Genomic DNA, 23,378 nt, shown 5'->3' on the forward strand with positions numbered 1-23,378 from the left:
ACACCGGCCAGTGCTTATCTTTCAGCCTTCTGAAAAAGATCCCCTCGCGCCCAATGGTTGATCACTCCATGCAATCCTCCGTTTCCCGCAACTCCCGTCGCTGGCTGCTCGGCCTGCTTGTCCTGTTGGCCATCGTCGGCCTGTGCTGGAAGTTCTGGCCGGCCTCGACCGCCCCAAAGGATGCCGCCGGGCAAAAGGCCGCGGCCGGACACACCGGTCGCAGCGGGTCTATGCGGCCGGGGTTTGGTGGCGCGAGCGGGCCGATCCCGGTGCGGGTGGCGCCGGCCACGCGTGGGGACTTCGCGCTGTATTACAAGGCGCTGGGCACCGTCACCGCGCTGAACACCATCAATGTGCGCAGCCGGGTGGCCGGTGAGCTGGTCAAGGTGGCCTTCGAGGAAGGGCAGATGGTCAAGGCCGGCGACCTGCTGGCGGAAATCGACCCGCGGCCTTACCAGAACGCCTTGCTCCAGGCCGAAGGCACGCTGTTGCAGAACCAGGCGCAACTGAAGAACGCCCAGGTCGACTACGAGCGTTATCGCGGCCTGTATGCCCAGGACAGTATCGCCAAGCAGACCCTGGACACCGCCGCGGCGCTGGTCGGCCAGTACCAGGGCACGGTCAAGACCAACCAGGCGGCGGTCAACGACGCCAAGCTCAACCTCGAATTCACCAAGATCCGCGCGCCGATCACCGGCCGCGTCGGCCTGCGCCAGCTGGACGTCGGCAACCTGGTGGCGGCCAACGACACTACTGCGCTGGCGATCATCACCCAGACCCAGCCGATCAGCGTGGCCTTCACCCTGCCGGAGAACAACCTGAGCAGGGTGCTGGAGCGTTATCGCAGCGGCGCCAGGCTGCCGGTGGAAGCCTGGGACCGCGGTGACCAGGCGCTGCAGGCCTGCGGTGTGCTGCAAAGCCTCGACAACCAGATCGACACCACCACCGGCACCCTGAAGTTCAAGGCGCGCTACGAGAACCGCGACCAGGCCCTGTTCCCCAATCAGTTCGTCAACGTGCGCGTGCTTGCCGACACCCTGAAAAACGTGGTGCTGGCGCCGTCGGCGGCGATCCAGTTCGGCACCAACGGCACCTTCGTCTATGCCCTGGACGGCGCCAACAAGGTCAAGATCCGCCAGTTGCAGGTCGGCGACAGCAACGGCGATTCCACCGTGATCAAGGCCGGCCTGGAAGCCGGCGACCGCGTGGTGCTGGAAGGCACCGACCGCCTCAAGGACGGCAGTGAAGTGGAAGTGGTCAACACCACCGAAGAAGTGCCGGCCACCCCGACCCAGCACCTGCAGGGCAAGCCGGCCAGCTCGGCGACCACGCCGGCCACCGAGACTCCGGCGGGCAAGGTCGGCGCATGAATATCTCGCGGCTGTTCATCCTCCGCCCGGTAGCCACCACCCTGAGCATGCTGGCCATTGTCCTGGCCGGCCTGATCGCCTATCGCCTGTTGCCGGTCTCGGCGTTGCCCCAGGTCGATTACCCGACCATCCGGGTGATGACCCTGTACCCCGGTGCCAGCCCCGACGTGATGACCAGCGCGGTCACCGCGCCCCTGGAACGCCAGTTCGGGCAGATGCCCGGCCTGACCCAGATGGCCTCCACCAGCTCCGGCGGTGCCTCGGTGCTGACCCTGCGCTTCAACCTCGACATCAATATGGATGTCGCCGAGCAGCAGGTGCAGGCGGCGATCAATGCCGCGACCAACCTGCTGCCCAGCGATCTGCCGGCGCCACCGGTGTACAACAAGGTCAACCCGGCGGACACCCCGGTGCTGACCCTGGCCATCACCTCCAAGACCATGCTGCTGCCCAAGCTCAACGACCTGGTCGACACCCGCATGGCGCAGAAGATCGCGCAGATCAGCGGCGTCGGCATGGTCAGCATCGCCGGCGGCCAGCGCCAGGCGGTGCGGATCAAGGTCAACCCCGAGGCCCTGGCGGCCAACGGTCTCAACCTGTCGGACGTGCGCACCCTGATCGGCGCCTCCAACGTCAACCAGCCCAAGGGCAACTTCGACGGCCCGACCCGGGTGTCGATGCTCGACGCCAACGACCAGCTGACCTCGCCCAAGGATTACGCCGAGCTGATCCTGGCCTACAAGAATGGCGCGCCGCTGCGCCTGAAAGACGTCGCGCAGATCGCCGGCGGCGCCGAGAACGAACGCCTGGCGGCCTGGGCCAATGAGAACCAGGCGGTGCTGCTGAATATCCAGCGCCAGCCCGGGGCCAACGTGATCGAGGTGGTGGACCGGATCAAGGCGCTGCTGCCGAGCATCACCGACAACCTGCCGGCGGGCCTTGACGTCACCGTGCTCACCGACCGCACCCAGACCATCCGCGCCTCGGTCACCGACGTGCAGCACGAATTGCTGATCGCCATCGCCCTGGTGGTGATGGTGACCTTCCTGTTCCTGCGCCGGGCCAGCGCCACGGTGATCCCGTCGATCGCCGTGCCGTTGTCGCTGATCGGCACCTTCGGCGTGATGTACCTGGCGGGCTTCTCGGTCAACAACCTGACCCTGATGGCCCTGACCATCGCCACCGGCTTCGTGGTCGACGATGCGATCGTGATGCTGGAGAACATCTCGCGCTTCATCGAGGAGGGCGACAGCCCGATGCAGGCCGCGCTCAAGGGCGCCAAGCAGATCGGCTTCACCCTGGTGTCGCTGACCCTGTCGCTGATCGCCGTATTGATCCCGCTGCTGTTCATGGCCGACGTGGTCGGGCGGCTGTTCCGCGAATTCGCCATCACCCTGGCGGTGGCGATCCTGATTTCCCTGGTGGTGTCCCTGACCCTGACGCCGATGATGTGCGCGCGCCTGCTCAAGCGTGAGCCCAAGGAGCAAGAGCAGGGCCGGTTCTACCGGGCCAGCGGAGCCTGGATCGATTGGCTGATCGCCAGCTACGGGCGCCGCTTGCAGTGGGTGCTCAAGCACCAGCCGCTGACCCTGCTGGTGGCCGTCGGCACCCTGGCGCTGACCGTATTCCTGTATATGGTGGTGCCCAAGGGCTTCTTCCCGGTGCAGGACACCGGGGTGATCCAGGGCATTTCCGAAGCGCCGCAGTCGGTGTCCTTCGCCGCCATGAGCCAGCGCCAGCAGGACCTGGCGAAAATCATCCTGGCCGATCCGGCGGTGCAAAGCCTGTCGTCCTATATCGGGGTCGACGGCGACAACGCCACTCTCAACAGCGGCCGGCTGCTGATCAACCTCAAGCCGCACCGCGAACGCGACCTCAGCGCCGCCGAGGTGATCGCGCGCATCCAGCCCCAGGTCGACCAGTTGGTGGGCATCCGTCTGTTCATGCAGCCGGTGCAGGACCTGACCATCGAGGACCGGGTCAGCCGCACCCAGTACCAGTTCAGCATGTCGTCGCCGGATGCCGACCTGCTGGCCCTGTGGAGCGGGCGCCTGGTGGATGCCCTGACCCACAGGCCGGAGCTGACCGATGTCGCCAGCGACCTGCAGGACAAGGGCTTGCAGGTGTACCTGGTGATCGACCGCGACGCCGCGTCGCGCATCGGCGTCTCGGTGTCGAACATCACCGACGCGCTGTACGACGCCTTCGGCCAGCGGCAGATTTCCACCATCTACACCCAGGCCAGCCAATACCGCGTGGTGTTGCAGGCCCAGGCCGGGGAAACCATCGGCCCGCAGGCGCTGGAACAGATCCATGTGAAGACCACCGACGGCGGCCAGGTGCGGCTGTCGAGCCTGGCCCGGGTCGAGGAGCGCCAGGCGCAGCTGGCCATCGCCCATATCGGCCAGTTCCCGGCGGTGATGATGTCGTTCAACCTGGCGCCCGGCGTGGCCCTGGGCGAGGCGGTGAACGTCATCGAACAGGTGCAGCAGGACATCGGCATGCCGGTGGGTGTGCAGACCCAGTTCCAGGGCGCGGCCCAGGCGTTCCAGGCCTCGCTGTCGAGCACCTTGCTGCTGATCCTGGCGGCGGTGGTGACCATGTACATCGTGCTCGGGGTGCTCTACGAGAGCTACATCCACCCGATCACCATCCTCTCCACACTGCCGTCGGCGGCGGTGGGCGCCTTGCTGGCGCTGATCCTCAGCGGCAACGACCTGGGCATGATCGCGATCATCGGCATCATCCTGCTGATCGGCATCGTCAAGAAGAACGCGATCATGATGATCGACTTTGCCCTCGACGCCGAACGCAACCAGGGCATGGCCCCGGAGCAGGCGATCTACCAGGCGGCGCTCCTGCGTTTCCGGCCGATCCTGATGACCACCCTGGCCGCGCTGTTCGGCGCCGTGCCGCTGATGCTGGCCACCGGTTCCGGCGCCGAACTGCGCCAGCCCCTGGGCCTGGTGATGGTCGGTGGCCTGTTGCTGAGCCAGATCCTCACGCTGTTCACCACACCCGTTATCTACCTGGCGTTCGACCGGCTGGGGCGGCGGTTTGCCAAGCCAGCCGTAGGAGAAGTGGGGTGAGGGGCGTGAGCGGCAAGCTTCAAGCTGCAAGCGGCAAGCTGAATCAAAAGCCAGAGCCGCTGCGTGACCCGCTTTTCTCTTGCCGCTTGCAGCTTGAAGCTTGCCGCTGCTCTCTTGCAGCTTGGAGCTGCCGCCCATGAACCTGTCCGGACCTTTTATCAAGCGCCCCGTGGCGACGATGCTCTTGAGCCTGGCGATTATGTTATTGGGCGGTGTCAGCTTCGGCCTGCTGCCGGTGTCGCCGCTGCCGCAGATGGACTTCCCGGTGATCGTGGTCCAGGCCAGCCTGCCGGGGGCCAGCCCCGAGGTGATGGCGTCCACCGTGGCCACGCCCCTGGAGCGTTCCTTCGGCGCGATCGCCGGGGTCAACACCATGAGCAGCCGTTCCAGCCAGGGTTCGACCCGGGTCATCCTGCAATTCGACCTGGACCGCGACATCAACGGCGCGGCGCGGGAAGTGCAGGCGGCGATCAACGCTTCGCGCAACCTGCTGCCCAGCGGCATGCGCAGCATGCCTACCTACAAGAAGGTCAACCCGTCCCAGGCGCCGATCATGGTGCTGTCGCTGACCTCCGACGTGCTGGAAAAGGGCCAGCTCTACGACCTGGCCTCGACCATCCTGTCCCAGAGCCTGTCCCAGGTGTCCGGGGTCGGCGAGGTGCAGATCGGCGGCAGTTCGCTGCCGGCGGTGCGCATCGAGCTCGAGCCGCAGTTGCTCAACCAGTACGGCGTGGCCCTCGACGATGTGCGCAAGACCATCGCCGAGGCCAACGTGCGCCGGCCCAAGGGCTCGGTGGAGAACAGCGAGCAGATGTGGCAGGTACAGGCCAACGATCAGCTGGAGAAGGCCAAGGACTACGAGCCGCTGATCATTCACTACAAGGACGGCGCGGCCCTGCGCCTGAAAGACGTGGCCAAGGTCAGCGACGGCGTCGAGGACCGCTACAACAGCGGCTTCTTCAACGATGACGCGGCGGTGCTGCTGGTGATCAACCGACAGGCCGGGGCCAACATCATCGAGACGGTTAACGAGATCAAGGCGCAACTGCCGGCGTTGCAGGCGGTGCTGCCGGCCAGCGTCAAGCTCAACCTGGCGATGGACCGTTCGCCGGTGATCAAGGCCACCCTGCATGAGGCCGAGATGACCCTGCTGATCGCCGTGGCCCTGGTGATACTGGTGGTCTACCTGTTCCTCGGCAATCTGCGCGCCTCGCTGATCCCGACCCTGGCGGTGCCGGTGTCGCTGGTGGGCACCTTCGCGGTGATGTACCTGTACGGTTTTTCCCTGAACAACCTGTCGCTGATGGCGCTGATTCTCGCCACCGGGCTGGTGGTGGACGACGCCATCGTGGTGCTGGAGAACATTTCCCGGCACATCGACGAAGGCATCGCGCCGATCAAGGCGGCCTACCTGGGAGCCAAGGAAGTCGGCTTCACCCTGTTGTCGATGAACGTCTCGCTGGTGGCGGTGTTTCTGTCGATCCTGTTCATGGGCGGGATCATTCAAAGCCTGTTCCGCGAATTTTCCATCACCCTGGCGGCGGCCATAGTCGTGTCCCTGGTGGTGTCCCTGACCCTGACCCCGATGCTCTGCGCCCGCTGGCTCAAGCCCCATGTGCCGGGCCGGGAGAACGGCCTGCAGCGCTGGAGCCAGCACGCCAACGACTGGATGGTGGCCAGATACGCCAGCAGCCTGGACTGGGTGCTGTGCCACAAGCGCCTGACCCTGCTCAGCCTGTTCGTGACCATCGGCGTCAACATCGCGCTGTACGTGGTGGTGCCCAAGACCTTCATGCCGCAGCAGGACACCGGCCAGTTGATCGGTTTCGTGCGTGGCGACGACGGCCTGTCGTTCACCGTGATGCAGCCGAAGATGGAGATCTTCCGCCGCGAAGTGCTCAAGGACCCGGCGGTGGAGAGCGTGGCCGGTTTCATCGGTGGCAATAACGGCACCAACAACGCCTTCATGCTGGTGCGCCTCAAGCCGATCAAGGAACGCAACATGTCCGCGCAGAAGGTCATCGAGCGTCTGCGCAAGGAAATGCCCAAGGTGCCCGGCGCCCAGCTGATGCTGATGGCCGACCAGGACCTGCAGTTCGGCGGCGGCCGCGAGCAGACCACCTCGCAGTATTCCTACATCATCCAGAGCGGCGACCTGGGGATGTTGCGCGAGTGGTACCCGAAAGTGGTCATCGCGCTGCGTGCCTTGCCGGAACTCACCGCCATCGACGCCCGCGAAGGGCGGGGCGCCCAGCAGGTGACCCTGGTGGTCGACCGCGACCAGGCCAAGCGCCTGGGGATCGACATGAACATGGTCACCGCGGTGCTCAACAACGCCTACAGCCAGCGGCAGATTTCCACCATCTACGACAGCCTCAACCAGTATCAGGTGGTGATGGAGGTCAACCCGAAATACGCCCAGGACCCGGTCACCCTCAACCAGGTGCAGGTGATCACCGCCGATGGCGCGCGGGTGCCGCTGTCGACCATCGCCCACTACGAAAACAGCCTGGAAGACGACCGGGTCAGCCACGAAGGCCAGTTCGCCTCGGAAAGCATTTCCTTCGACATGGCCGAAGGGGTGACGGTGGAGCAGGGCACGGCGGCCATCGAACGGGCGATCGCCAAGGTCGGCATGCCCGAAGACGTGATCGTCAAGATGGCCGGCACCGCCGACGCCTTCGCCGCGACCCAGAAGAGCCAGCCGTTCATGATCCTCGGCGCGCTGCTGGCGGTGTACCTGGTGCTGGGCGTGCTCTATGAAAGCTATATTCACCCGCTGACCATTCTCTCCACGCTGCCGTCGGCCGGGGTCGGCGCGTTGCTGTCGATCTACGTGCTGGGCGGCGAGTTCAGCCTGATCTCGCTGCTGGGGCTGTTCCTGCTGATCGGCGTGGTGAAGAAAAACGCCATCCTGATGATCGACCTGGCGTTGCAGCTGGAGCGTCACCAGGGCCTGGGCCCGCTGGAGTCGATCCGCAGCGCCTGCCTGCTGCGCCTGCGGCCGATCCTGATGACCACCCTGGCGGCGATCCTCGGTGCCTTGCCGTTGCTGCTCGGCAGCGCCGAAGGCGCGGAAATGCGCCAGCCCCTGGGCCTGACCATTATCGGCGGCCTGGTCTTCAGCCAGGTCCTGACCCTCTACACCACCCCGGTGGTCTACCTCTATCTCGATCGCCTGCGCCATAAGTTCAACCACTGGCGTGGGGTCCGTACCGATGCCGCTCTGGAAACGCCGCTATGACTGACTGTTCGCCACGCAACCTTCCTCAGCGCCTGGCCCTGGCCCGCGGTTCGCGGCTGTTGAGCCTGAGCTTGAGCCTGGCGCTGCTCAGCGCCTGCGCCATTGGCCCGGACTATCAGCGCCCGCAAGTCGCCGAGCCGGCGCAATACAAGGAAGCGGCGGGCTGGCGCCAGGCCAGCCCCAGCGATTCCCTGGCCCGCGGCGCCTGGTGGGAGCTGTACGGCGACCGCCAGCTCAACGGCCTGATCGACAAGCTCAACAGCGCCAACCAGAGCGTGGCGCAGTCCGAGGCCCAGTACCGCCAGGCCCAGGCCCTGGCGCGCAGCGCCCGTGGCTCGCTGTTCCCCACGGTGGACCTGAGCGCCGGCAAAACTCGCGCCAGCCAGGGCACCGGCAGCAGCAGTTCGGCCCTGAGCAGTTCCTCCAGCGGCATTCGCGACACCTACAACACCCAGCTCGGGGTGAGCTGGGAAGCGGATGTCTGGGGCAAGCTGCGCCGCGGCCTGGAAGCCAACGAAGCCAGCGCCGAGGCCAGCTTCGCCGACCTCGCGGCGATGCGCCTGAGCCAGCAGTCGGAGCTGGTGCAGAACTACCTGCAACTGCGGGTCATCGACCAGCAGAAGCGCCTGCTCGAAGCCACGGTGGCGGCCTACCAGCGCTCGCTGACCATGACCGAGAACCAGTACCGCGCCGGGGTGTCCGGCAAGGACGCGGTGGCCCAGGCGCAAACCCAGCTGAAAACCACCCAGGCCGACCTGATCGACCTGATCTGGCAGCGCGCCCAGCTGGAAAACGCCATCGCGGTGCTTATCGGCCTGCCGCCGGCCGAGTTCAGCCTGGCCGAGACCCAGGACATCCCGGCCTTGCCCCAGGTGCCGCTGAGCCTGCCGTCGCAGTTGCTGGAGCGGCGCCCGGACATCGCCTCGGCCGAGCGTTCGGTGATCGCCGCCAACGCCAATATCGGCGTGGCCAAGGCCGCCTATTACCCGGACCTGACCCTGAGCCTGGCGGGCGGCTACAGCAGCAGTACCTACGCCGACTGGATCAGCCTGCCGAACCGCTTCTGGTCGGTGGGGCCGAAACTGGCCATGACCCTGTTCGACGGCGGCCAGCGTTCGGCGGAAGTCGACCGCACCGAGGCGGCCTACGACCAGACCGTGGCCAAGTACCGCCAGACCGTGCTCGACGGCTTTCGCGAGGTGGAGAACTACCTGGTGCAGCTCAAGGTCCTGGAAGACGAGGCCGCGGTGCGCCAGCAGGCCCTGGATTCGGCGCGCGAGTCGTTGCGCCTGACCGAGAACCAGTACAAGGCCGGGGTGATCGCCTACCTGGACGTGGTGGTGGTGCAGGCCACGGCGTTGAGCAACGAACGCAGCGTGCTGACCCTGCTGCAAAGCCGGCTGGTCACCAGCGTGCAACTGATCGCCGCCCTCGGCGGCGGCTGGGACGGCCAGCTGCAGGCCAGCAAGGAGTAACAGGCTGAATCCGCGATCCGCCTGTTTTTCGCAGGCTACGGACAGCCTGTAGCCGCTGCCGAGCCCGCGAGGCTGCGAACGGTAGCGCAGCGACCGCAGCTCCTGAAACCACGGCCTGCCTGGAGAAGCGCGTTGCCTGGTTTCACGACCGCTACGCGCTCGATCGCAGGCTGCGCCAGCGGCTACATCGATAGCGGCGTCCCTGGCGTTGTGTCACCGTTGCCAGCGGTCGAGTCGCTGTAACCGGTTTGTTTTATCAACCGGCTACTTTCGTCCGACTGATGGCTTTTTGCTTACTTTGTGAATGTGTTTCTATACGCAAGCAGTACAATTGCGCCTTTTTACCGCCGGGCATGGACGCTTCCGGCTAACGCCACGAGACGTTCATGCTCACCGGTACCTACTCTCCCGCCCTGGTTCTGATTTCCCTGTTTGTGGCGATTCTCGCCTCTTACACCGCGCTCGACCTGACCGGTCGCATCGCCACCACGCGTGGTCGGGCGGCGTTGCTGTGGATGGCCGGCGGCGCCCTGGCCATGGGCATCGGGGTGTGGTCGATGCACTTTATCGGCATGCTCGCCTTCAGCCTGCCCATCGACCTGGGCTACGACACTGGCATCACCGCGCTGTCGCTGCTGATTTCCGTGCTGTCCTGCGGTTTCGCCCTGTGGCTGGTGAGCCAGCAGAGTCTGCCGCTCTGGCAGCTGGCCTTCGGCGCGCTGATCATGGGCGCCGGGATCAGCGCCATGCATTACACCGGCATGGCGGCGATGCGCATGCAGCCGGGCATCGACTACGATCCGAGCCTGTTCGGCGCCTCGCTGCTGATTGCCGTCGGCGCCTCGGCCGCGGCGCTGTGGATCGCCTTTCACCTGCGCCGTAATACCCCTTATGTACGCCTGGCCCGTTGTGGGGCCGCGGTGGTGATGGGCATCGCCATTGTCGGCATGCACTACACCGGCATGGCCGCGGCGCGCTTCGCCGACGGCAGTTTCTGTGGCGCGGCGGTGGACGGCCTGAGCGGCAAGGGCCTGGACAACCTGGTGCTGATCACCACCCTGGCGGTGCTGGTCATTGCCTTGCTGACCTCGGTACTCGACGCGCGCCTGGAAGCGCGCACCGCGGTGCTCGCCGAGTCGCTGACCGTGGCCAACCGCGAGCTGACCCAACTGGCGCTGCACGACACCCTGACCGGCCTGCCGAACCGCACGCTGCTGGCCGACCGTATCGACCAGGCGATGCAGCGGGTGACGGAGCAGGGCGGTTGTTTCGCGCTGATGTTCATCGACCTGGACGGCTTCAAGCCGGTCAACGACGCCTTTGGCCATCACATGGGCGACCAGTTGCTGCGCGAGGTGGCGGTGCGCCTGCGCGAAGACCTGCGCAGCCAGGACACCCTGGCGCGGATCGGCGGCGACGAGTTCGTGCTGCTGGTGCAACTGAACGAGGCGGAGGATGCCTTGCGCCTGGCCGCGCGCCAGGTGGGCCTGATCGGCCAGGCGTTCCGGGTCGCCGAACACGAGTTGCAGATCTCCGCCAGCGTCGGTATCGCGGTGTACCCGGGCAACGGCCTGACGCCCCAGGAACTGCTGATGAACGCCGATGCGGCGATGTATCACGCCAAGGGCACCGGCAAGAACGGCTACAGCTTCTTCGACGCCTCGATGAACAGCGACGCGCGCCGGCAACTGCAATTGCTGCAGGACCTGCGCCATGCCGTCGAGCACGGCGAGTTCCGGCTCTATTACCAGCCCAAGTTCGATGCCACCAACGGCTTGCCGGTGGGCGCCGAAGCCTTGCTGCGCTGGGAGCACCCGCAACTGGGGCTGCTGCTGCCGGACAAGTTCATCGACCTTGCGGAAAAGACCGGGCTGATCATCCCCATCGGCGAGTGGGTGCTCAACGAGGCCTGCCGGCAGATGCGCGAGTGGTACAGCGAAGGTTATGAAGGCTGGCGGATCGCAGTGAATATCTCCGCGTTGCAGTTCTGCCATGCCGGGCTGGTCGACAGCGTGGCCAAGGCGCTGAGCCTGCACCGCTTGCCGGCCAACAGCCTGACTCTGGAGATCACCGAGACCACGGCCATGAGCGATGCTGATGCCAGCATGACTGTGCTCAAGCAACTGGCGGAGATGGGCGTGGACCTGTCCATCGACGACTTCGGTACCGGTTATTCGAGCCTGATGTACCTCAAGCGCCTGCCGGCCAACGAGTTGAAGATCGACCGCGGCTTCGTCCGCGACCTGGAGCACGACAGCGACGACGCGGCGATCGTCTCGGCCATCGTCGCCCTGGGCCGGGCCCTGGGCTTGCGGATCGTCGCCGAGGGCGTGGAAACCGATGTGCAGCAGACCTTCCTGACCCAGTTGGGCTGCGATTCGCTGCAAGGTTATTTCCTCGGCCATCCGCTGCCGGCCGCACGGTTCATGCAGAACATCCATCAGGCCGAACAGCTGGCGCTCTGAGTGCGTCGAACGCCTGTCTGCTTCGCAGGTTCGCAGCCTTCGGCAGCGGCTACAGCGCGTCTGTAGGAGCGAGGCTTGCCCGCGATGACGATGGACCAGACGGTAGAAAATCCCAAGACCGTGCTACCGCAGTAACATCACGGCCGTGCCGGCCGATCGCAGCCTGCGGCAGCGGCTACATCGATCGCGTTTTAGCCGACTCCTGTAGCCGCTGCCGAGCCTGCGAGGCTGCGTCCGGTCTGGGCGGCATTCCGACGCAGCGAGCGCAAACCCCAAGCCCGCGATCTGCCTGGATAGACACGCCGACCGGCGATCAGCCACGGGGTGGATGACGGCCCCGAGAAGGTTTGCAACGCTCGCCGCAGGGTGTTTAATTGCTGGCGTTCAAAGATCAGCGAGGGAGTTGGCAGCATGGACAAAGTCATCCTCATCACCGGTGGCGGTCGCGGTATTGGCGCGGCCACCGCGCTGCTGGCCGCGCAACAGGGCTATCGCATCTGCATCAACTACCAGGCCGACGAACAGGCGGCCTTCCAGGTGCTGGAGCAGGTACGCGGCCTGGGCGCCCAGGCGATTGCCGTGCGGGCCGATGTCAGCATCGAGGACGAAGTGATCGCCCTCTACCAGCGGGTCGATGCCGAGCTGGGGCGGGTCACCGCGCTGGTGAACAACGCGGGGACCGTCGGGCAGAAGTCGCGGCTCGACGAAATGTCCGAATTCCGCATTCTCAAGACCATCAAGACCAACGTGCTCGGGCCGATCCTCTGCGCCAAGCACGCGGTGCTGCGCATGTCGCCAAGGCATGGCGGGCAGGGCGGCAGCATCGTCAATGTGTCCTCGGTCGCCGCCCGCCTGGGCGCGCCCGGCGAGTACATCGACTACGCCGCCTCCAAGGGGGCGCTGGACACCTTCACCATCGGCCTGTCCAAGGAAGTCGCCGGCGAAGGCATCCGCGTCAACGGCGTGCGCCCGGGCTACATCTACACCGACTTCCATGCCCTGAGCGGCGACGCCGACCGCGTCAGCAAGCTGGAATCCGCCATCCCCATGGGCCGCGGCGGCCGCCCGGACGAAGTGGCGGAGGCGATCATCTGGCTGCTGTCGGACAAGGCCTCGTATTCCACCGGGACCTTTATCGACCTGGGCGGCGGCCGCTGAGAGCCTCACGCGTGTAGCCGCTGCCGAGCCCGCGAGGCTGCGATCGACTGCGCAGCAGTCGCAAGGCCGGACGGCGCACCTATCCAGACAAATCGCAAGTTCAGGATTTGCGGTCGCTACGTCGGAGTGCCGCCCAAACCGATCGCAGCCTCGCAGGCTGGGCAGCGACTACAGGGGAGCGCGATCGGTGTAGCCGCTGCCGCAGGCTGCGATCGGCCCGGAACGGGACGTGCTCTTGAGGCCGTCGAAGGTCCTGCGGACCTTGTCGCAGCCTCGCAGGCTCGGCAGCGGCTACAGGTTCCACGTTTACGTGGGGCGCTGGCCCGGCTTCAGAACGACCGCACGATCCTGCCCAGGGTTTCCATGGCCTGTTCCGCCGCTTCGTTCCACGGGCTGCCGTAGTTGAGGCGGATGCAGTTTCGAAAGCGCTGGGTCGGCGAGAAGATCGGTCCCGGGGCGATGCTGATGCCCTGGGCCAGGGCCATCTGGAACAGCTTCAACGAATCCATCTGCGCCGGCAGCTCCAGCCACAGGAAGTAGCCGCCGGCCGGCTGGCTGACCCGGGTCTGCGCCGGGAAGTAGCGGGCGATGGCGGCGAGCATGGCGCTCTGCTGTTCTTCCAGGGCATAGCGCAGTTTGCGCAGGTGACGGTCGTAGCCGCCGTGTTGCAGGTAGTCGGCGATGGCCGCCTGGGCCGGCATCGAGGCGCACAGCGAGGTCATCAGTTTCAGCCGTTCGATCTTCTGCGCGTAACGCCCGGCGGCGACCCAGCCGATGCGATAACCCGGGGCCAGGCTCTTGGCGAACGAGCCACAATGCATCACCAGGCCCTCGGTGTCGAAGGCCTTGGCCGGTTTCGGTGCCTGCTGGCCGTAATACAACTCGGCGTAGACGTCGTCCTCGATCAGCGGCACCTGATGGCTACGCAGCAACGCCACCAGTTCCTGCTTCTTCGCCTCGGGCATGGTCGCGCCCATGGGGTTCTGGAAGCTGGTCATGCACCAGCAGGCCTTGATCGGGTGCCGCTCCAGGGTCTGCGCCAGCACTCCGAGATCGATGCCGTCCCGCGGGTGCACGGGGATTTCCACCGCCTTGAGTTTCAGGCGCTCCAGCACTTGCAGGCTGGCGTAGAAGGCCGGTGCCTCGATGGCCACCAGGTCGCCAGGTTCGGTCACCGCCTGCAGGCACAGGTTCAGGGCTTCCAGGGCGCCGTTGGTGATCAGCAGTTCTTCCATGGGCAGCATCAGCCCGCCGACCATGTAGCGCAGGGCGATCTGCCGGCGCAGCTGCGGGTTGCCCGGCGACATGTCGGTGACCACCACCCGTGGGTCCATCTCGCGGCTGGCGCTGGCCAGGGAGCGCGACAGGCGCTGCAGCGGGAACAGGGTCGGGCTGGGAAAGGCCGAGCCGAACGGCACGGTGGTCGGGTCCTTGATCGAGTCCAGCACCGAGAACACCAGTTCGCTGACATCGACTTCGGTGGACTCGTTGACCTGGCTGCTGATCACCGGCTCCGAGAACGGGCTCGGCGCATGGGTGTTGACGAAGTAGCCGGAGCGCGGCCGGGCGCGGATCAGGCCGCGGCGTTCCAGCAGGTAATAGGCCTGGAACACCGTGGACGGACTGACCCCATAGGTCTGGCTGGCATAACGTACCGAAGGTACGCGCTGGCCGGGGCCGAGCACCCCGGAGCGGATCAGTTCTGCGATGTCGTCGGCGAATTTTTCGTAGCGTTTCATGGGGCGGCTCGGGTTGGAGGCTGCGGTGGCTGAGCGATTTATCGCGAGCAAGCTCGCTCCTACAAGGACCAATGCGCACCTGTAGGAGCGAGCTTGCTCGCGATAGCCGCAAAGCGGCGCCCAGTCTAAGGGATCAACGGTTCAAGGGCGCAACAAACCGGCTCTTGGCCACGCTGTAGATCTGCGGCTGGTCGGCGTCGACCACCTTGAAACTGAGTTCCTGGGAACTGCTCTGCGGCTGCTCGGCGATCATCGCCACCGACACTGGCAGGTCGACGATCTCGCCCGCGGCCAGGCTGACTTCGGTCTTGCCTTGCAGCTGGAAGCCGTCGCCGTCCACCAGTTGCAGGCGGTAATCCTGGCGTTGCTGGGTCTTGTTGATGATCTTCAGGCTGTAGATGTTCTCGATCTGGCCCAGGCTGTTTTCGCGGAACAGGCCACGGTCCTTGCTGACGTCCAGCGACACCATCGGCCGCTCCACCAGCGCCAGGGCCAGGGCGCCGATCATCACCAGCAGCACCGCGCTGTAGCCGATCAGGCGTGGGCGCAGCAGATGGGTCTTGCCTCCCTGCAACTGGTGCTCCGAGGTGTAGCTGATCAGGCCCCGGGCATAGCCCATCTTGTCCATGATCGAATCGCAGGCATCGATGCAGGCGGCGCAGCCGATGCATTCCATCTGCAGGCCGTCGCGGATGTCGATGCCGGTCGGGCAGACCTGCACGCACAGCTGGCAGTCAATGCAGTCGCCGAGGCCGATATCGGTGGGTTTCACGCCACGCTTGCGCGGGCCGCGGATTTCGCCGCGGGCCGGGTCGTAGGAGATGGTCAGGGTGTCCTTGTCGAACATCACGCTCTGGAACCGCGCATACGGGCACATGTGCATGCACACCGCCTCGCGCAGCCAGCCGGCGTTCAGGTAAGTGGCGCCGGTGAAGAACAGCACCCAGAACAGGCTGACGCCGCCGATCTGCAGGGTCAGCAACTCCTCGGCCAGCGGCCGGATCGGCGTGAAGTAACCGACGAAGGTCAGGCCGGTGAGCAGGCTGATGGCCAGCCACAGGGTGTGCTTGGCCGAACGGCGGATCAGCTTGTTCAGGTTCCAGGGCGCGGCCGCGAGCTTGATGCGCTGGTTGCGTTCACCCTCGGTGATCTTCTCGCACCACATGAACAGCCAGGTCCAGGAACTCTGCGGGCAGGTATAGCCACACCAGACGCGGCCGGCGAACACGGTGATGGCGAACAGGCCGAAGGCGCAGATGATCAGCAATGCCGAGAGCAGGATGAAATCCTGCGGCCAGAAGGTGGCGCCGAAGATGTGGAACTTGCTTTCCGCCAAGTCCCAGAGCACCGCCTGGCGGCCGCCCCAGTTCAACCAAACGGTGCCGAAGAACAGCAGGAACAGGAAGCCCGCGCCGCTCATGCGCAGGGTGCGGAACAGGCCGGTGAAACTGCGGGTGTGGATCAGGTTGTCGCTGGATTTGGCCTTCGTCTTTGGGCGCGCAGGCTCGAATGTTTCTACTAATCGGACGGGGATTCTTTCGCTCATGGTCGTTCGCTCATCAGCCTCCATCAGGCAGACGAACTATGCCCAGCGATCTGTTTGCATAACAGACTCAGGTATCGCAATAAAAAGCAGATCAGATGCCCGTCAGGCGCCGCCCTGCGACAACTTGCCATACCCGGCCAGACGCCTGCTATCGGGCGCCGTCGGCGTCTGGCACAGGCCTGCACCGGGTGCCGTGATGCAGATCAGTCAAATCACCGAATCACTGTCGCTGGCGCGCAGATGACGCCGGCCGTCGGTGGCGCCTGCTACGGTCAATGCGTCGGCTTCCGCTTCGGTGATGTAGATGCGCCGGCCTTCGAGGTCGACCGCCGACATCGCCTGGCCGCGTCGGTGATCACGGTCACGGCGCTGGCTGGCAGGCGGGCGTGAAGGTCTTCGGTGTCGAAATGGCAGATCCGGTTTTCGATGCGCAGGCTCATGGTCGAATCCTGTTGTGCGGTGGGTACGGTTTTCAGGGCCCGGCTGCCGTCCGGGGTTCTGCCCGATCGATCAATGGTCGCCCGCTGGCGGATCGCACCTTTTGCCCGGCGTCGCTGTCCTTTCATTAAGGAGGGCTGCCTCGTTGTCCGCCCGCCAGCCAACAAGAACCTGAGAACCCGAACGGAAAGGACCTGCGCATGAACGCCTGGTGGCATGAAGTATGGGTCACCCTGCAAGCGGAGTTCGCCGACATCGGCGATGCCCGGCAACTCACCCAGATCACCGTACGCCTGCTGATCGCCGCGCTGCTGGGCGGCATTCTCGGTTTCGAACGCGAGCACAAGGGCAAGGCCGCCGGGGTGCGCACCCATATGCTGGTGGCGCTGGGGGCGGCGCTGTTCGTGCTGGTGCCGCAGATGTCCGGCGCCCAGGTCGATGCCATGAGCCGGGTGGTGCAGGGGGTGATCGCCGGTATCGGTTTTCTCGGCGCGGGCACCATTCTCAAGGGCAAGCAGGACGAGGAAGGGCACGTCAAGGGCCTGACCACCGCGGCCGGGCTGTGGATGACCGCGGCGATCGGCGTCTCGGCGGGCGTCGGCCGCGAAGCCACGGCGGTGTTCAGTACCCTGCTGGCGCTGGCGGTCTTCAGCGTGATGCCCTGGATAGTGCGCAAGCTGGAAGGCGACGATGAACCGCCCGGATAAACGCCCTGAAGCGTCGCGGGCACACTCGCCGCCAGCAACGAAGGGATGCCCGCTGCCGGTTGGCGACGGCAGCGACGGGCAACCGATTGTCTACGCTTGTCATGGTTTGGGCGTAATGCTGTGACCGCAGGCGATGACCGGTGCCGGATCGCTCGGCGGCTCCTCCTTGGGCGGTGGGGTAGTTTCGGGTGGATCTTCCTCGGGCACCGGTTGCGGCTCGGTTGGCGGCAACGTCGGGTGGTCGATGTTCGGGTCGGGCGTTTCCGCCGGGATCGGGATACTCATCGGCATGGCCTCCTTTGTGCTTGGTTTTGCACAGTCTCCCAAGGTGGACCCTCGGCTCGGTGATTTGATTCCCGGTGCGAAGGGAGGCAAATCCGGGTGAACTTTCCTGGCCCTGGTGTCTCGGAACCTAAGTGCTTCGCTGATCCGCGCGGGCCATTGCCGACCCTGGGGCCGTTCCCAAGGGAGGGCGCCGCGCCGGAATAGACCAGCAACAGAGCGTCCATGGGGCGTAAGGGGTGATGCTCGATGACTGCCGAAAAAAGACCGACTGAACTGCAATACAACCCGAACCTGCCCCTGTCGCAGGCCTTGCTGCTGCCGCGTATCGTCATCGAGAACACCCGGCCGCTGATCGACGGTGGCCAGTTCGCGGTCAAGGCGGTGGCAGGGCAGGTGGTGCGGGTCAGCAGCAAGGTGTTCGCCGACGGCCACGACAAACTGGCCGTGCGCATCCGCTGGTGCGCCGAAGCCGACAGCCACTGGCACAGCGAAACCATGGAAGACCTCGGCAACAACGGCTGGGAAGGCCAGTTCACAGTGCCCAGCCAGGGCCGCTACCTGTATTGCATCGAGGCCTGGATCGATCAGTTCGCCAGCTTTTGCTACGACCTGCAGAAGAAACACCAGGCCGGCATCGCGGTCAGCCTCGAATTGCAGGAGGGCCGCAGCCATGTGCTGCACGCCGCCGAGCGCAGCGAAGGGCCGCTGCGCGAGCAGTTGCTGGCGCTGCACCATGAGCTGGCGACGCTGCTCGAAGCCGAGCAGGTGGCGCTGTTCCTGCACGAACGCAGTGCACGGCTGATGGCCGAGTCCGACTACCGTCCCTACCTGAGCCTGAGCCCGCAATACCCGCTGGACGTGGAGCGCGAACGCGCGCAGTTCGCCAGCTGGTACGAGCTGTTTCCCCGCTCGATCACCGATGACCCGGCCCGTCACGGCACTTTCAATGATGTGCACTCGCGCCTGGCGATGATCCATGACATGGGTTTCGACGTGCTGTACTTCCCGCCGATCCATCCCATCGGCCGCAGCTTTCGCAAGGGCCGCAACAACTCGCTGACCGCCGGCCCGGACGAGCCGGGCAGCCCCTATGCGATCGGCAGCGAAGAGGGCGGCCACGAGGCGATCCATCCGCAGCTCGGCAGCCGCGAGGATTTCCGCCGCCTGGTGGCGGCCGCCGCCGAGCACGGCCTGGAGATTGCCCTGGATTTCGCCATCCAGTGTTCCCAGGATCATCCCTGGCTCAAGCAGCATCCGGGCTGGTTCAACTGGCGCCCGGACGGCAGCATCAAATACGCCGAGAACCCGCCGAAGAAATACCAGGACATCGTCAACGTCGACTTCTATGCCATCGAGGCCATCCCCAGCCTGTGGCTGGAGCTGCGCGACATCGTGGTTGGCTGGGTCGAGGAGGGGGTGAAGATCTTTCGCGTGGACAACCCCCATACCAAGCCACTGCCGTTCTGGCAGTGGCTGATCGCCGATGTGCGGGCGCGCTACCCGGAGGTGATCTTTCTCGCCGAGGCCTTCACCACGCCGGCGATGATGGCGCGCCTGGGCAAGGTCGGTTATTCCCAGAGCTACACCTATTTCACCTGGCGCAACACCAAGAGCGAACTGGCGACTTACTTCACCGAACTCAATCAGTCGCCGTGGCGCGAATGCTACCGGCCGAACTTCTTCGTCAATACGCCGGACATCAACCCGTTCTTTCTCCATGACTCGGGGCGCCCGGGGTTTCTCATCCGCGCCGCGCTGGCCACCATGGGCTCGGGCCTGTGGGGCATGTATTCGGGGTTCGAGCTGTGCGAGGCGGCGCCGGTTCCGGGGCGCGAGGAATACCTGGACTCGGAGAAATACGAGATCCGCCCCCGGGACTTCAGCGCCCCCGGCAACATCATTGCCGAGATCGCCCAGCTCAACCGCATCCGCCGACAGAACCCGGCGCTGCAGACGCACCTGGGCTTGCAGGTCTACAACGCCTGGAACGACAACATCCTGTATTTCGGCAAGCGCACCGCCGACCTCAGCAACTTCATCCTGGTGGCGGTCAGCCTCGACCCGTTCAACGCTCAGGAAGCGCATTTCGAATTGCCGCTGTGGGAACTGGGCCTGCCCGACGATGCGCAGACCCAGGGCGAGGACCTGATGAACGGCCATCGCTGGACCTGGTACGGCAAGACCCAGTTCATGCGGATCGAACCCTGGCAGCAACCGTTCGGCATCTGGCGCATCAGCGTTGCCTGATTCACACCGGTAGCCGCTGCCGCAGGCTGCGATCGGCCCGGAACGGGACGCGCTCTTGAGGCTGTCGAAGGTCCTGCGGACCTTATCGCAGCCTCGCAGGCTCGGCAGCGGCTACAGGCGCGATCGGTGTAGCCGCTGCCGCAGGCTGCGATCGGCCCGGAACGGGACGCGCTCTTGAGGGCCTTGAAGGTCCTGCGGACCTTGTCGCAGCCTCGCGGGCTCGGCAGCGGCTACAGGTGCAGCGCTATATCTGCGCGGCACGGACCCATGAATGTTCAGGAGTTACCCATGGCGAAGAAACCCAGGTCAGCCACCTTCATCAAGGACCCGCTCTGGTACAAGGACGCGGTGATCTATCAGGTTCACGTCAAATCCTATTTCGACTCCAACAACGACGGGATCGGCGACTTTCCCGGGTTGATCGCCAAGCTCGACTACATCGCCGACCTGGGGGTGAACACCATCTGGCTGCTGCCGTTCTACCCCTCGCCGCGCCGCGACGACGGCTACGACATCGCCGAATACCGCGGCGTCAGTCCCGACTACGGGACCCTGGCCGACGCCCGGCGCTTTATCGCCGAGGCCCACAAGCGCGGGCTGCGGGTGATCACCGAGCTGGTCATCAACCACACCTCGGACCAGCACCCCTGGTTCCAGCGGGCGCGCAAGGCCAAGGCCGGCTCCAAGGCGCGGGACTTTTATGTGTGGTCCGATGACGATCAGAAGTACGACGGCACGCGGATCATCTTTCTCGACACCGAGAAATCCAACTGGACCTGGGACCCGGTGGCCGGCCAGTACTTCTGGCACCGCTTCTATTCCCACCAGCCAGACCTCAACTTCGACAACCCGCAGGTGATGAAGGCGGTCCTGTCGGTGATGCGCTACTGGCTGGACATGGGCATCGACGGCCTGCGCCTGGACGCTATTCCTTACCTGATCGAACGCGACGGCACTAACAACGAGAACCTGCCCGAGACCCACGACGTGCTCAAGCAGATCCGCGCCGAGATCGACGCCAACTACCCGGACCGCATGCTGCTGGCCGAAGCCAACCAGTGGCCGGAAGACACCCAATTATATTTTGGCGATGTGAAAGGCGACGACGGCGACGAATGCCACATGGCCTTCCACTTCCCATTGATGCCGCGCATGTACATGGCGCTGGCCCAGGAGGACCGCTTCCCGATCACCGACATCCTGCGCCAGACCCCGGAGATTCCCGCCAACTGCCAATGGGCGATCTTCCTGCGCAACCACGATGAGCTGACCCTGGAGATGGTCACCGACCGCGAGCGCGATTACCTGTGGAACTACTACGCTGCCGACCGCCGCGCGCGGATCAACCTGGGCATTCGCCGGCGCCTGGCACCGCTGATGGAGCGCGACCGCCGCCGCGTGGAACTGCTCAATAGCCTGCTGCTGTCGATGCCGGGTACGCCGACCCTGTATTACGGCGACGAGATCGGCATGGGCGACAACATCTACCTGGGCGACCGCGATGGCGTGCGCACACCGATGCAATGGTCGATCGACCGCAACGGCGGCTTCTCCCGGGCCGACCCGGCGAGCCTGGTCTTGCCGCCGATCATGGACCCGCTGTACGGCTACCAGTCGGTGAATGTCGAGACCCAGGCCGGCGACCCGCATTCGCTGCTCAACTGGACCCGGCGCATGCTGGCGATCCGCAAACAGTCCAAGGCCTTCGGCCGCGGCAGCCTGAAGATGCTGTCGCCGAGCAACCGCCGGATCCTGGCCTATACCCGCGAATACACCGGGCCCGACGGCAAGCACGAAATCATCCTCTGCGTGGCCAATGTGTCGCGCAGCGCCCAGGCGGCGGAGCTGGACCTGTCGGCGTTCGCCGGCATGGTGCCGGTGGAGATGCTCGGCGGGAATGCCTTCCCGCCGATCGGCCAGCTGAATTTCCTCCTGACCCTGGCGCCCTACGGTTTCTACTGGTTTGTCCTGGCGGCGGAAAACCAGATGCCGAGCTGGCATGTGGAGCCGGCCCAGAGCCTGCCGGACTTCACCACCCTGGTGCTGAAAAAACGCCTCGAGGAATTGCTCGAAGCGCCGTCGCGCACCACCCTGGAGCAGAGTTCGCTGCCGACCTGGCTACCCAAGCGTCGCTGGTTCGCCGGCAAGGACAGCGCCATCGAACAGGTGCACATCGCCTATGGCGTGCGCTTTGGCGATCCGCAGCATCCGGTGTTGCTCAGCGAGCTGGAGGTCAGCGGCGGCGGTCAGAGCGGGCGCTACCAGCTGCCGTTCGGCCTGCTCGGCGAAGAGCAGATCGGCGCCGCGCTGCCGCAGCAACTGGCCCTGGCGCGGGTGCGCCGTGGCCGCCAGGTGGGGCTGATCACCGACGCCTTCGCCCTGGAAAGCTTTGTGCACAATGTCCTGCAGGCGATCCAGACGCACACCGTGTTGCCCTGTGGCGATGGCGAGATCCGCTTCGAGGCCACGGAGCAGCTGGCGGGGCTCGGCCTGGGCGCGGAATCCGAAGTGCGCTACCTGTCCGCCGAGCAATCCAACAGCTCGGTGGTGATCGGCACCAGCCTGGTGCTCAAGCTGATCCGCAAGGTGGCCAGCGGCGTGCACCCGGAACTGGAGATGAGCGCCTACCTGACCGCCGCCGGCTTCCAGCACATTTCACCCTTGCTCGGTTCGGTGATTCGCCGGGACGGGCAGGGCGAGGACAGCCTGCTGATGATCGCCCAGGGCTACCTGAGCAATCAGGGCGATGCCTGGGAATGGACCCAGAACAACCTGGAGCGGGCGATCCGCGACGAACTGGCCGACGCCATGTCCGAGCAGGACCAGCACTACAACGCCCTGGGCGAGTTGCGCGACTTTGCCGGCATGCTCGGCCAGCGCCTGGGGGAAATGCACCAGGTCCTCGCGGCACCGACCGCCAACCCGGCCTTCCGCGCGCGGCCGAGTACCGACAAGGACGCCCAGGCCTGGGCCAGGCAGATTGGCGCGCAACTGGAACGGGCCTTGCACTTGCTCAAGCAGCATCAGGCTGAGCTGACGGCTGAGGATCGACAGCGCGTGGCGTCGTGGAGCCAACACAAGACGGCGATCCTGGCGCATATCCAGGGCCTGGCGAAACAGGCGGTCGGCGGCCTGCGCATGCGCGTCCACGGCGACCTGCACCTGGGCCAGGTGCTGGTGATCAAGGGCGACGCCTACCTGATCGATTTCGAGGGCGAACCGGCCCGGCCGCTGGACGAGCGCCGGGGCAAGCACAGTCCGTACAAGGACGTCAGTGGGGTGCTGCGCTCCTTCGACTATGCTGCGGCGCTGGCCCTCGGCGGCCAGAGCCTCGACGCGTCGGCCCACGCCCTGGCGGCCCGGCAGCGGGTCACCGAGCGTTATCTGCGCGAAGCCCGCGAGTCGTTTGTCCAGGCGTACCGGCTGGCGGCAGCTAGTCTTGCTCATGCCTGGCAGGAAAAGAATGGCGAGGACGCCGCGCTGGCCTTGTTCAGCCTGGAGAAAGCAGCCTACGAAGTGGCGTATGAAGCGGAAAACCGTCCGGCCTGGCTCGCGGTGCCGCTGCGGGGGCTGCATGTGCTGCTAAGTGATATGAAGGTTGAGTGATGTGAAACC

12 protein-coding genes and 1 pseudogene are annotated in these 23,378 nt (G+C 65.5%); 9 read left to right on the forward strand and 4 right to left on the reverse strand.

The features are described 5' to 3' along the window. Positions 1–53: 53 nt before the first annotated feature. The 6 genes from J4E58_RS21510 to J4E58_RS21535 all read left to right on the forward strand — a co-directional run bounded on the left by J4E58_RS21510 (position 54) and on the right by J4E58_RS21535 (position 12,801). Positions 54–1,370, forward strand: coding sequence for an MdtA/MuxA family multidrug efflux RND transporter periplasmic adaptor subunit (locus J4E58_RS21510; RefSeq protein WP_087091111.1), 1,317 nt, complete (start codon positions 54–56; stop codon positions 1,368–1,370). Continuing rightward, positions 1,367–4,459, forward strand: a complete 3,093-nt coding sequence (locus tag J4E58_RS21515) for an MdtB/MuxB family multidrug efflux RND transporter permease subunit (protein ID WP_087091110.1) — start codon at positions 1,367–1,369, stop codon at positions 4,457–4,459. Before J4E58_RS21510 ends, J4E58_RS21515 begins: the two co-directional genes overlap by 4 nt. A gap of 136 nt (positions 4,460–4,595) precedes the next feature. Continuing rightward, the gene (locus J4E58_RS21520; RefSeq protein WP_087091109.1) at positions 4,596–7,703 is read left to right on the forward strand and encodes an efflux RND transporter permease subunit; all 3,108 of its coding nucleotides are present in this window, start codon (positions 4,596–4,598) and stop codon (positions 7,701–7,703) included. Further along, positions 7,700–9,178, forward strand: a complete 1,479-nt coding sequence (locus J4E58_RS21525; protein WP_087091108.1) for an efflux transporter outer membrane subunit — start codon at positions 7,700–7,702, stop codon at positions 9,176–9,178. Before J4E58_RS21520 ends, J4E58_RS21525 begins: the two co-directional genes overlap by 4 nt. Before the next feature lie 386 nt (positions 9,179–9,564). Then, positions 9,565–11,643 (forward strand): bifunctional diguanylate cyclase/phosphodiesterase, encoded by a 2,079-nt coding sequence (locus tag J4E58_RS21530; protein WP_087091107.1) that lies wholly within the window; start codon positions 9,565–9,567, stop codon positions 11,641–11,643. A 411-nt stretch (positions 11,644–12,054) separates the two neighbouring features. Continuing rightward, positions 12,055–12,801: an SDR family oxidoreductase gene (locus tag J4E58_RS21535; RefSeq protein ID WP_062825763.1), complete on the forward strand. Its 747-nt coding sequence runs from the start codon at positions 12,055–12,057 to the stop codon at positions 12,799–12,801. Positions 12,802–13,130: 329 nt separating this feature from the next. Here the strand turns inward: J4E58_RS21535 and mapR are convergent, their stop codons facing one another. The 3 genes and pseudogenes from mapR to J4E58_RS21550 all read right to left on the reverse strand — a co-directional run bounded on the left by mapR (position 13,131) and on the right by J4E58_RS21550 (position 16,526). Beyond that, positions 13,131–14,540: a GntR family transcriptional regulator MpaR gene (gene mapR, locus J4E58_RS21540; RefSeq protein WP_007930974.1), complete on the reverse strand. Its 1,410-nt coding sequence runs from the start codon at positions 14,538–14,540 to the stop codon at positions 13,131–13,133. A 133-nt stretch (positions 14,541–14,673) separates the two neighbouring features. Beyond that, complete coding sequence (ccoG, locus tag J4E58_RS21545; protein ID WP_087091106.1) at positions 14,674–16,086, reverse strand: cytochrome c oxidase accessory protein CcoG; 1,413 nt, start codon at positions 16,084–16,086, stop codon at positions 14,674–14,676. 207 nt (positions 16,087–16,293) lie between these two features. Next, positions 16,294–16,526, reverse strand: a pseudogene (locus tag J4E58_RS21550) (DUF3203 family protein). 198 nt (positions 16,527–16,724) lie between these two features. Here J4E58_RS21550 and J4E58_RS21555 point away from each other — a divergent pair. After that, complete coding sequence (locus J4E58_RS21555) at positions 16,725–17,231, forward strand: MgtC/SapB family protein (RefSeq protein WP_087091105.1); 507 nt, start codon at positions 16,725–16,727, stop codon at positions 17,229–17,231. Positions 17,232–17,330: 99 nt separating this feature from the next. Here the strand turns inward: J4E58_RS21555 and J4E58_RS21560 are convergent, their stop codons facing one another. Beyond that, positions 17,331–17,516 (reverse strand): hypothetical protein, encoded by a 186-nt coding sequence (locus tag J4E58_RS21560; protein WP_087091104.1) that lies wholly within the window; start codon positions 17,514–17,516, stop codon positions 17,331–17,333. Positions 17,517–17,762: 246 nt separating this feature from the next. On the opposite strand from J4E58_RS21560, the gene J4E58_RS21565 reads away from it, so the two are divergent. Further along, on the forward strand, positions 17,763–19,763 hold the full coding sequence (locus J4E58_RS21565; RefSeq protein ID WP_087091103.1) for an alpha-1,4-glucan--maltose-1-phosphate maltosyltransferase: 2,001 nt from the start codon (positions 17,763–17,765) through the stop codon (positions 19,761–19,763). A gap of 288 nt (positions 19,764–20,051) precedes the next feature. After that, positions 20,052–23,369, forward strand: coding sequence for a maltose alpha-D-glucosyltransferase (gene treS / locus J4E58_RS21570; protein ID WP_087091102.1), 3,318 nt, complete (start codon positions 20,052–20,054; stop codon positions 23,367–23,369). Positions 23,370–23,378: the final 9 nt, after the last annotated feature.

The sequence above is a fragment of the Pseudomonas sp. FW305-25 genome (assembly GCF_017351415.1).
GTDB lineage: Bacteria > Pseudomonadota > Gammaproteobacteria > Pseudomonadales > Pseudomonadaceae > Aquipseudomonas > Aquipseudomonas chlororaphis.

Coding starts and splice junctions, on each gene's coding strand:
- J4E58_RS21520 (WP_087091109.1), top strand. CDS start 4,596: ATGAACCTGTCCGGACCTTTTATCAAGCGCCCCGTGGCGACGATGCTC.
- J4E58_RS21515 (WP_087091110.1), top strand. CDS start 1,367: ATGAATATCTCGCGGCTGTTCATCCTCCGCCCGGTAGCCACCACCCTG.
- ccoG (WP_087091106.1), bottom strand. CDS start 16,086: ATGAGCGAAAGAATCCCCGTCCGATTAGTAGAAACATTCGAGCCTGCG.
- J4E58_RS21530 (WP_087091107.1), top strand. CDS start 9,565: ATGCTCACCGGTACCTACTCTCCCGCCCTGGTTCTGATTTCCCTGTTT.
- J4E58_RS21525 (WP_087091108.1), top strand. CDS start 7,700: ATGACTGACTGTTCGCCACGCAACCTTCCTCAGCGCCTGGCCCTGGCC.
- J4E58_RS21510 (WP_087091111.1), top strand. CDS start 54: ATGGTTGATCACTCCATGCAATCCTCCGTTTCCCGCAACTCCCGTCGC.
- J4E58_RS21535 (WP_062825763.1), top strand. CDS start 12,055: ATGGACAAAGTCATCCTCATCACCGGTGGCGGTCGCGGTATTGGCGCG.
- treS (WP_087091102.1), top strand. CDS start 20,052: ATGGCGAAGAAACCCAGGTCAGCCACCTTCATCAAGGACCCGCTCTGG.
- J4E58_RS21555 (WP_087091105.1), top strand. CDS start 16,725: ATGAACGCCTGGTGGCATGAAGTATGGGTCACCCTGCAAGCGGAGTTC.
- J4E58_RS21560 (WP_087091104.1), bottom strand. CDS start 17,516: ATGAGTATCCCGATCCCGGCGGAAACGCCCGACCCGAACATCGACCAC.
- J4E58_RS21565 (WP_087091103.1), top strand. CDS start 17,763: ATGACTGCCGAAAAAAGACCGACTGAACTGCAATACAACCCGAACCTG.
- mapR (WP_007930974.1), bottom strand. CDS start 14,540: ATGAAACGCTACGAAAAATTCGCCGACGACATCGCAGAACTGATCCGC.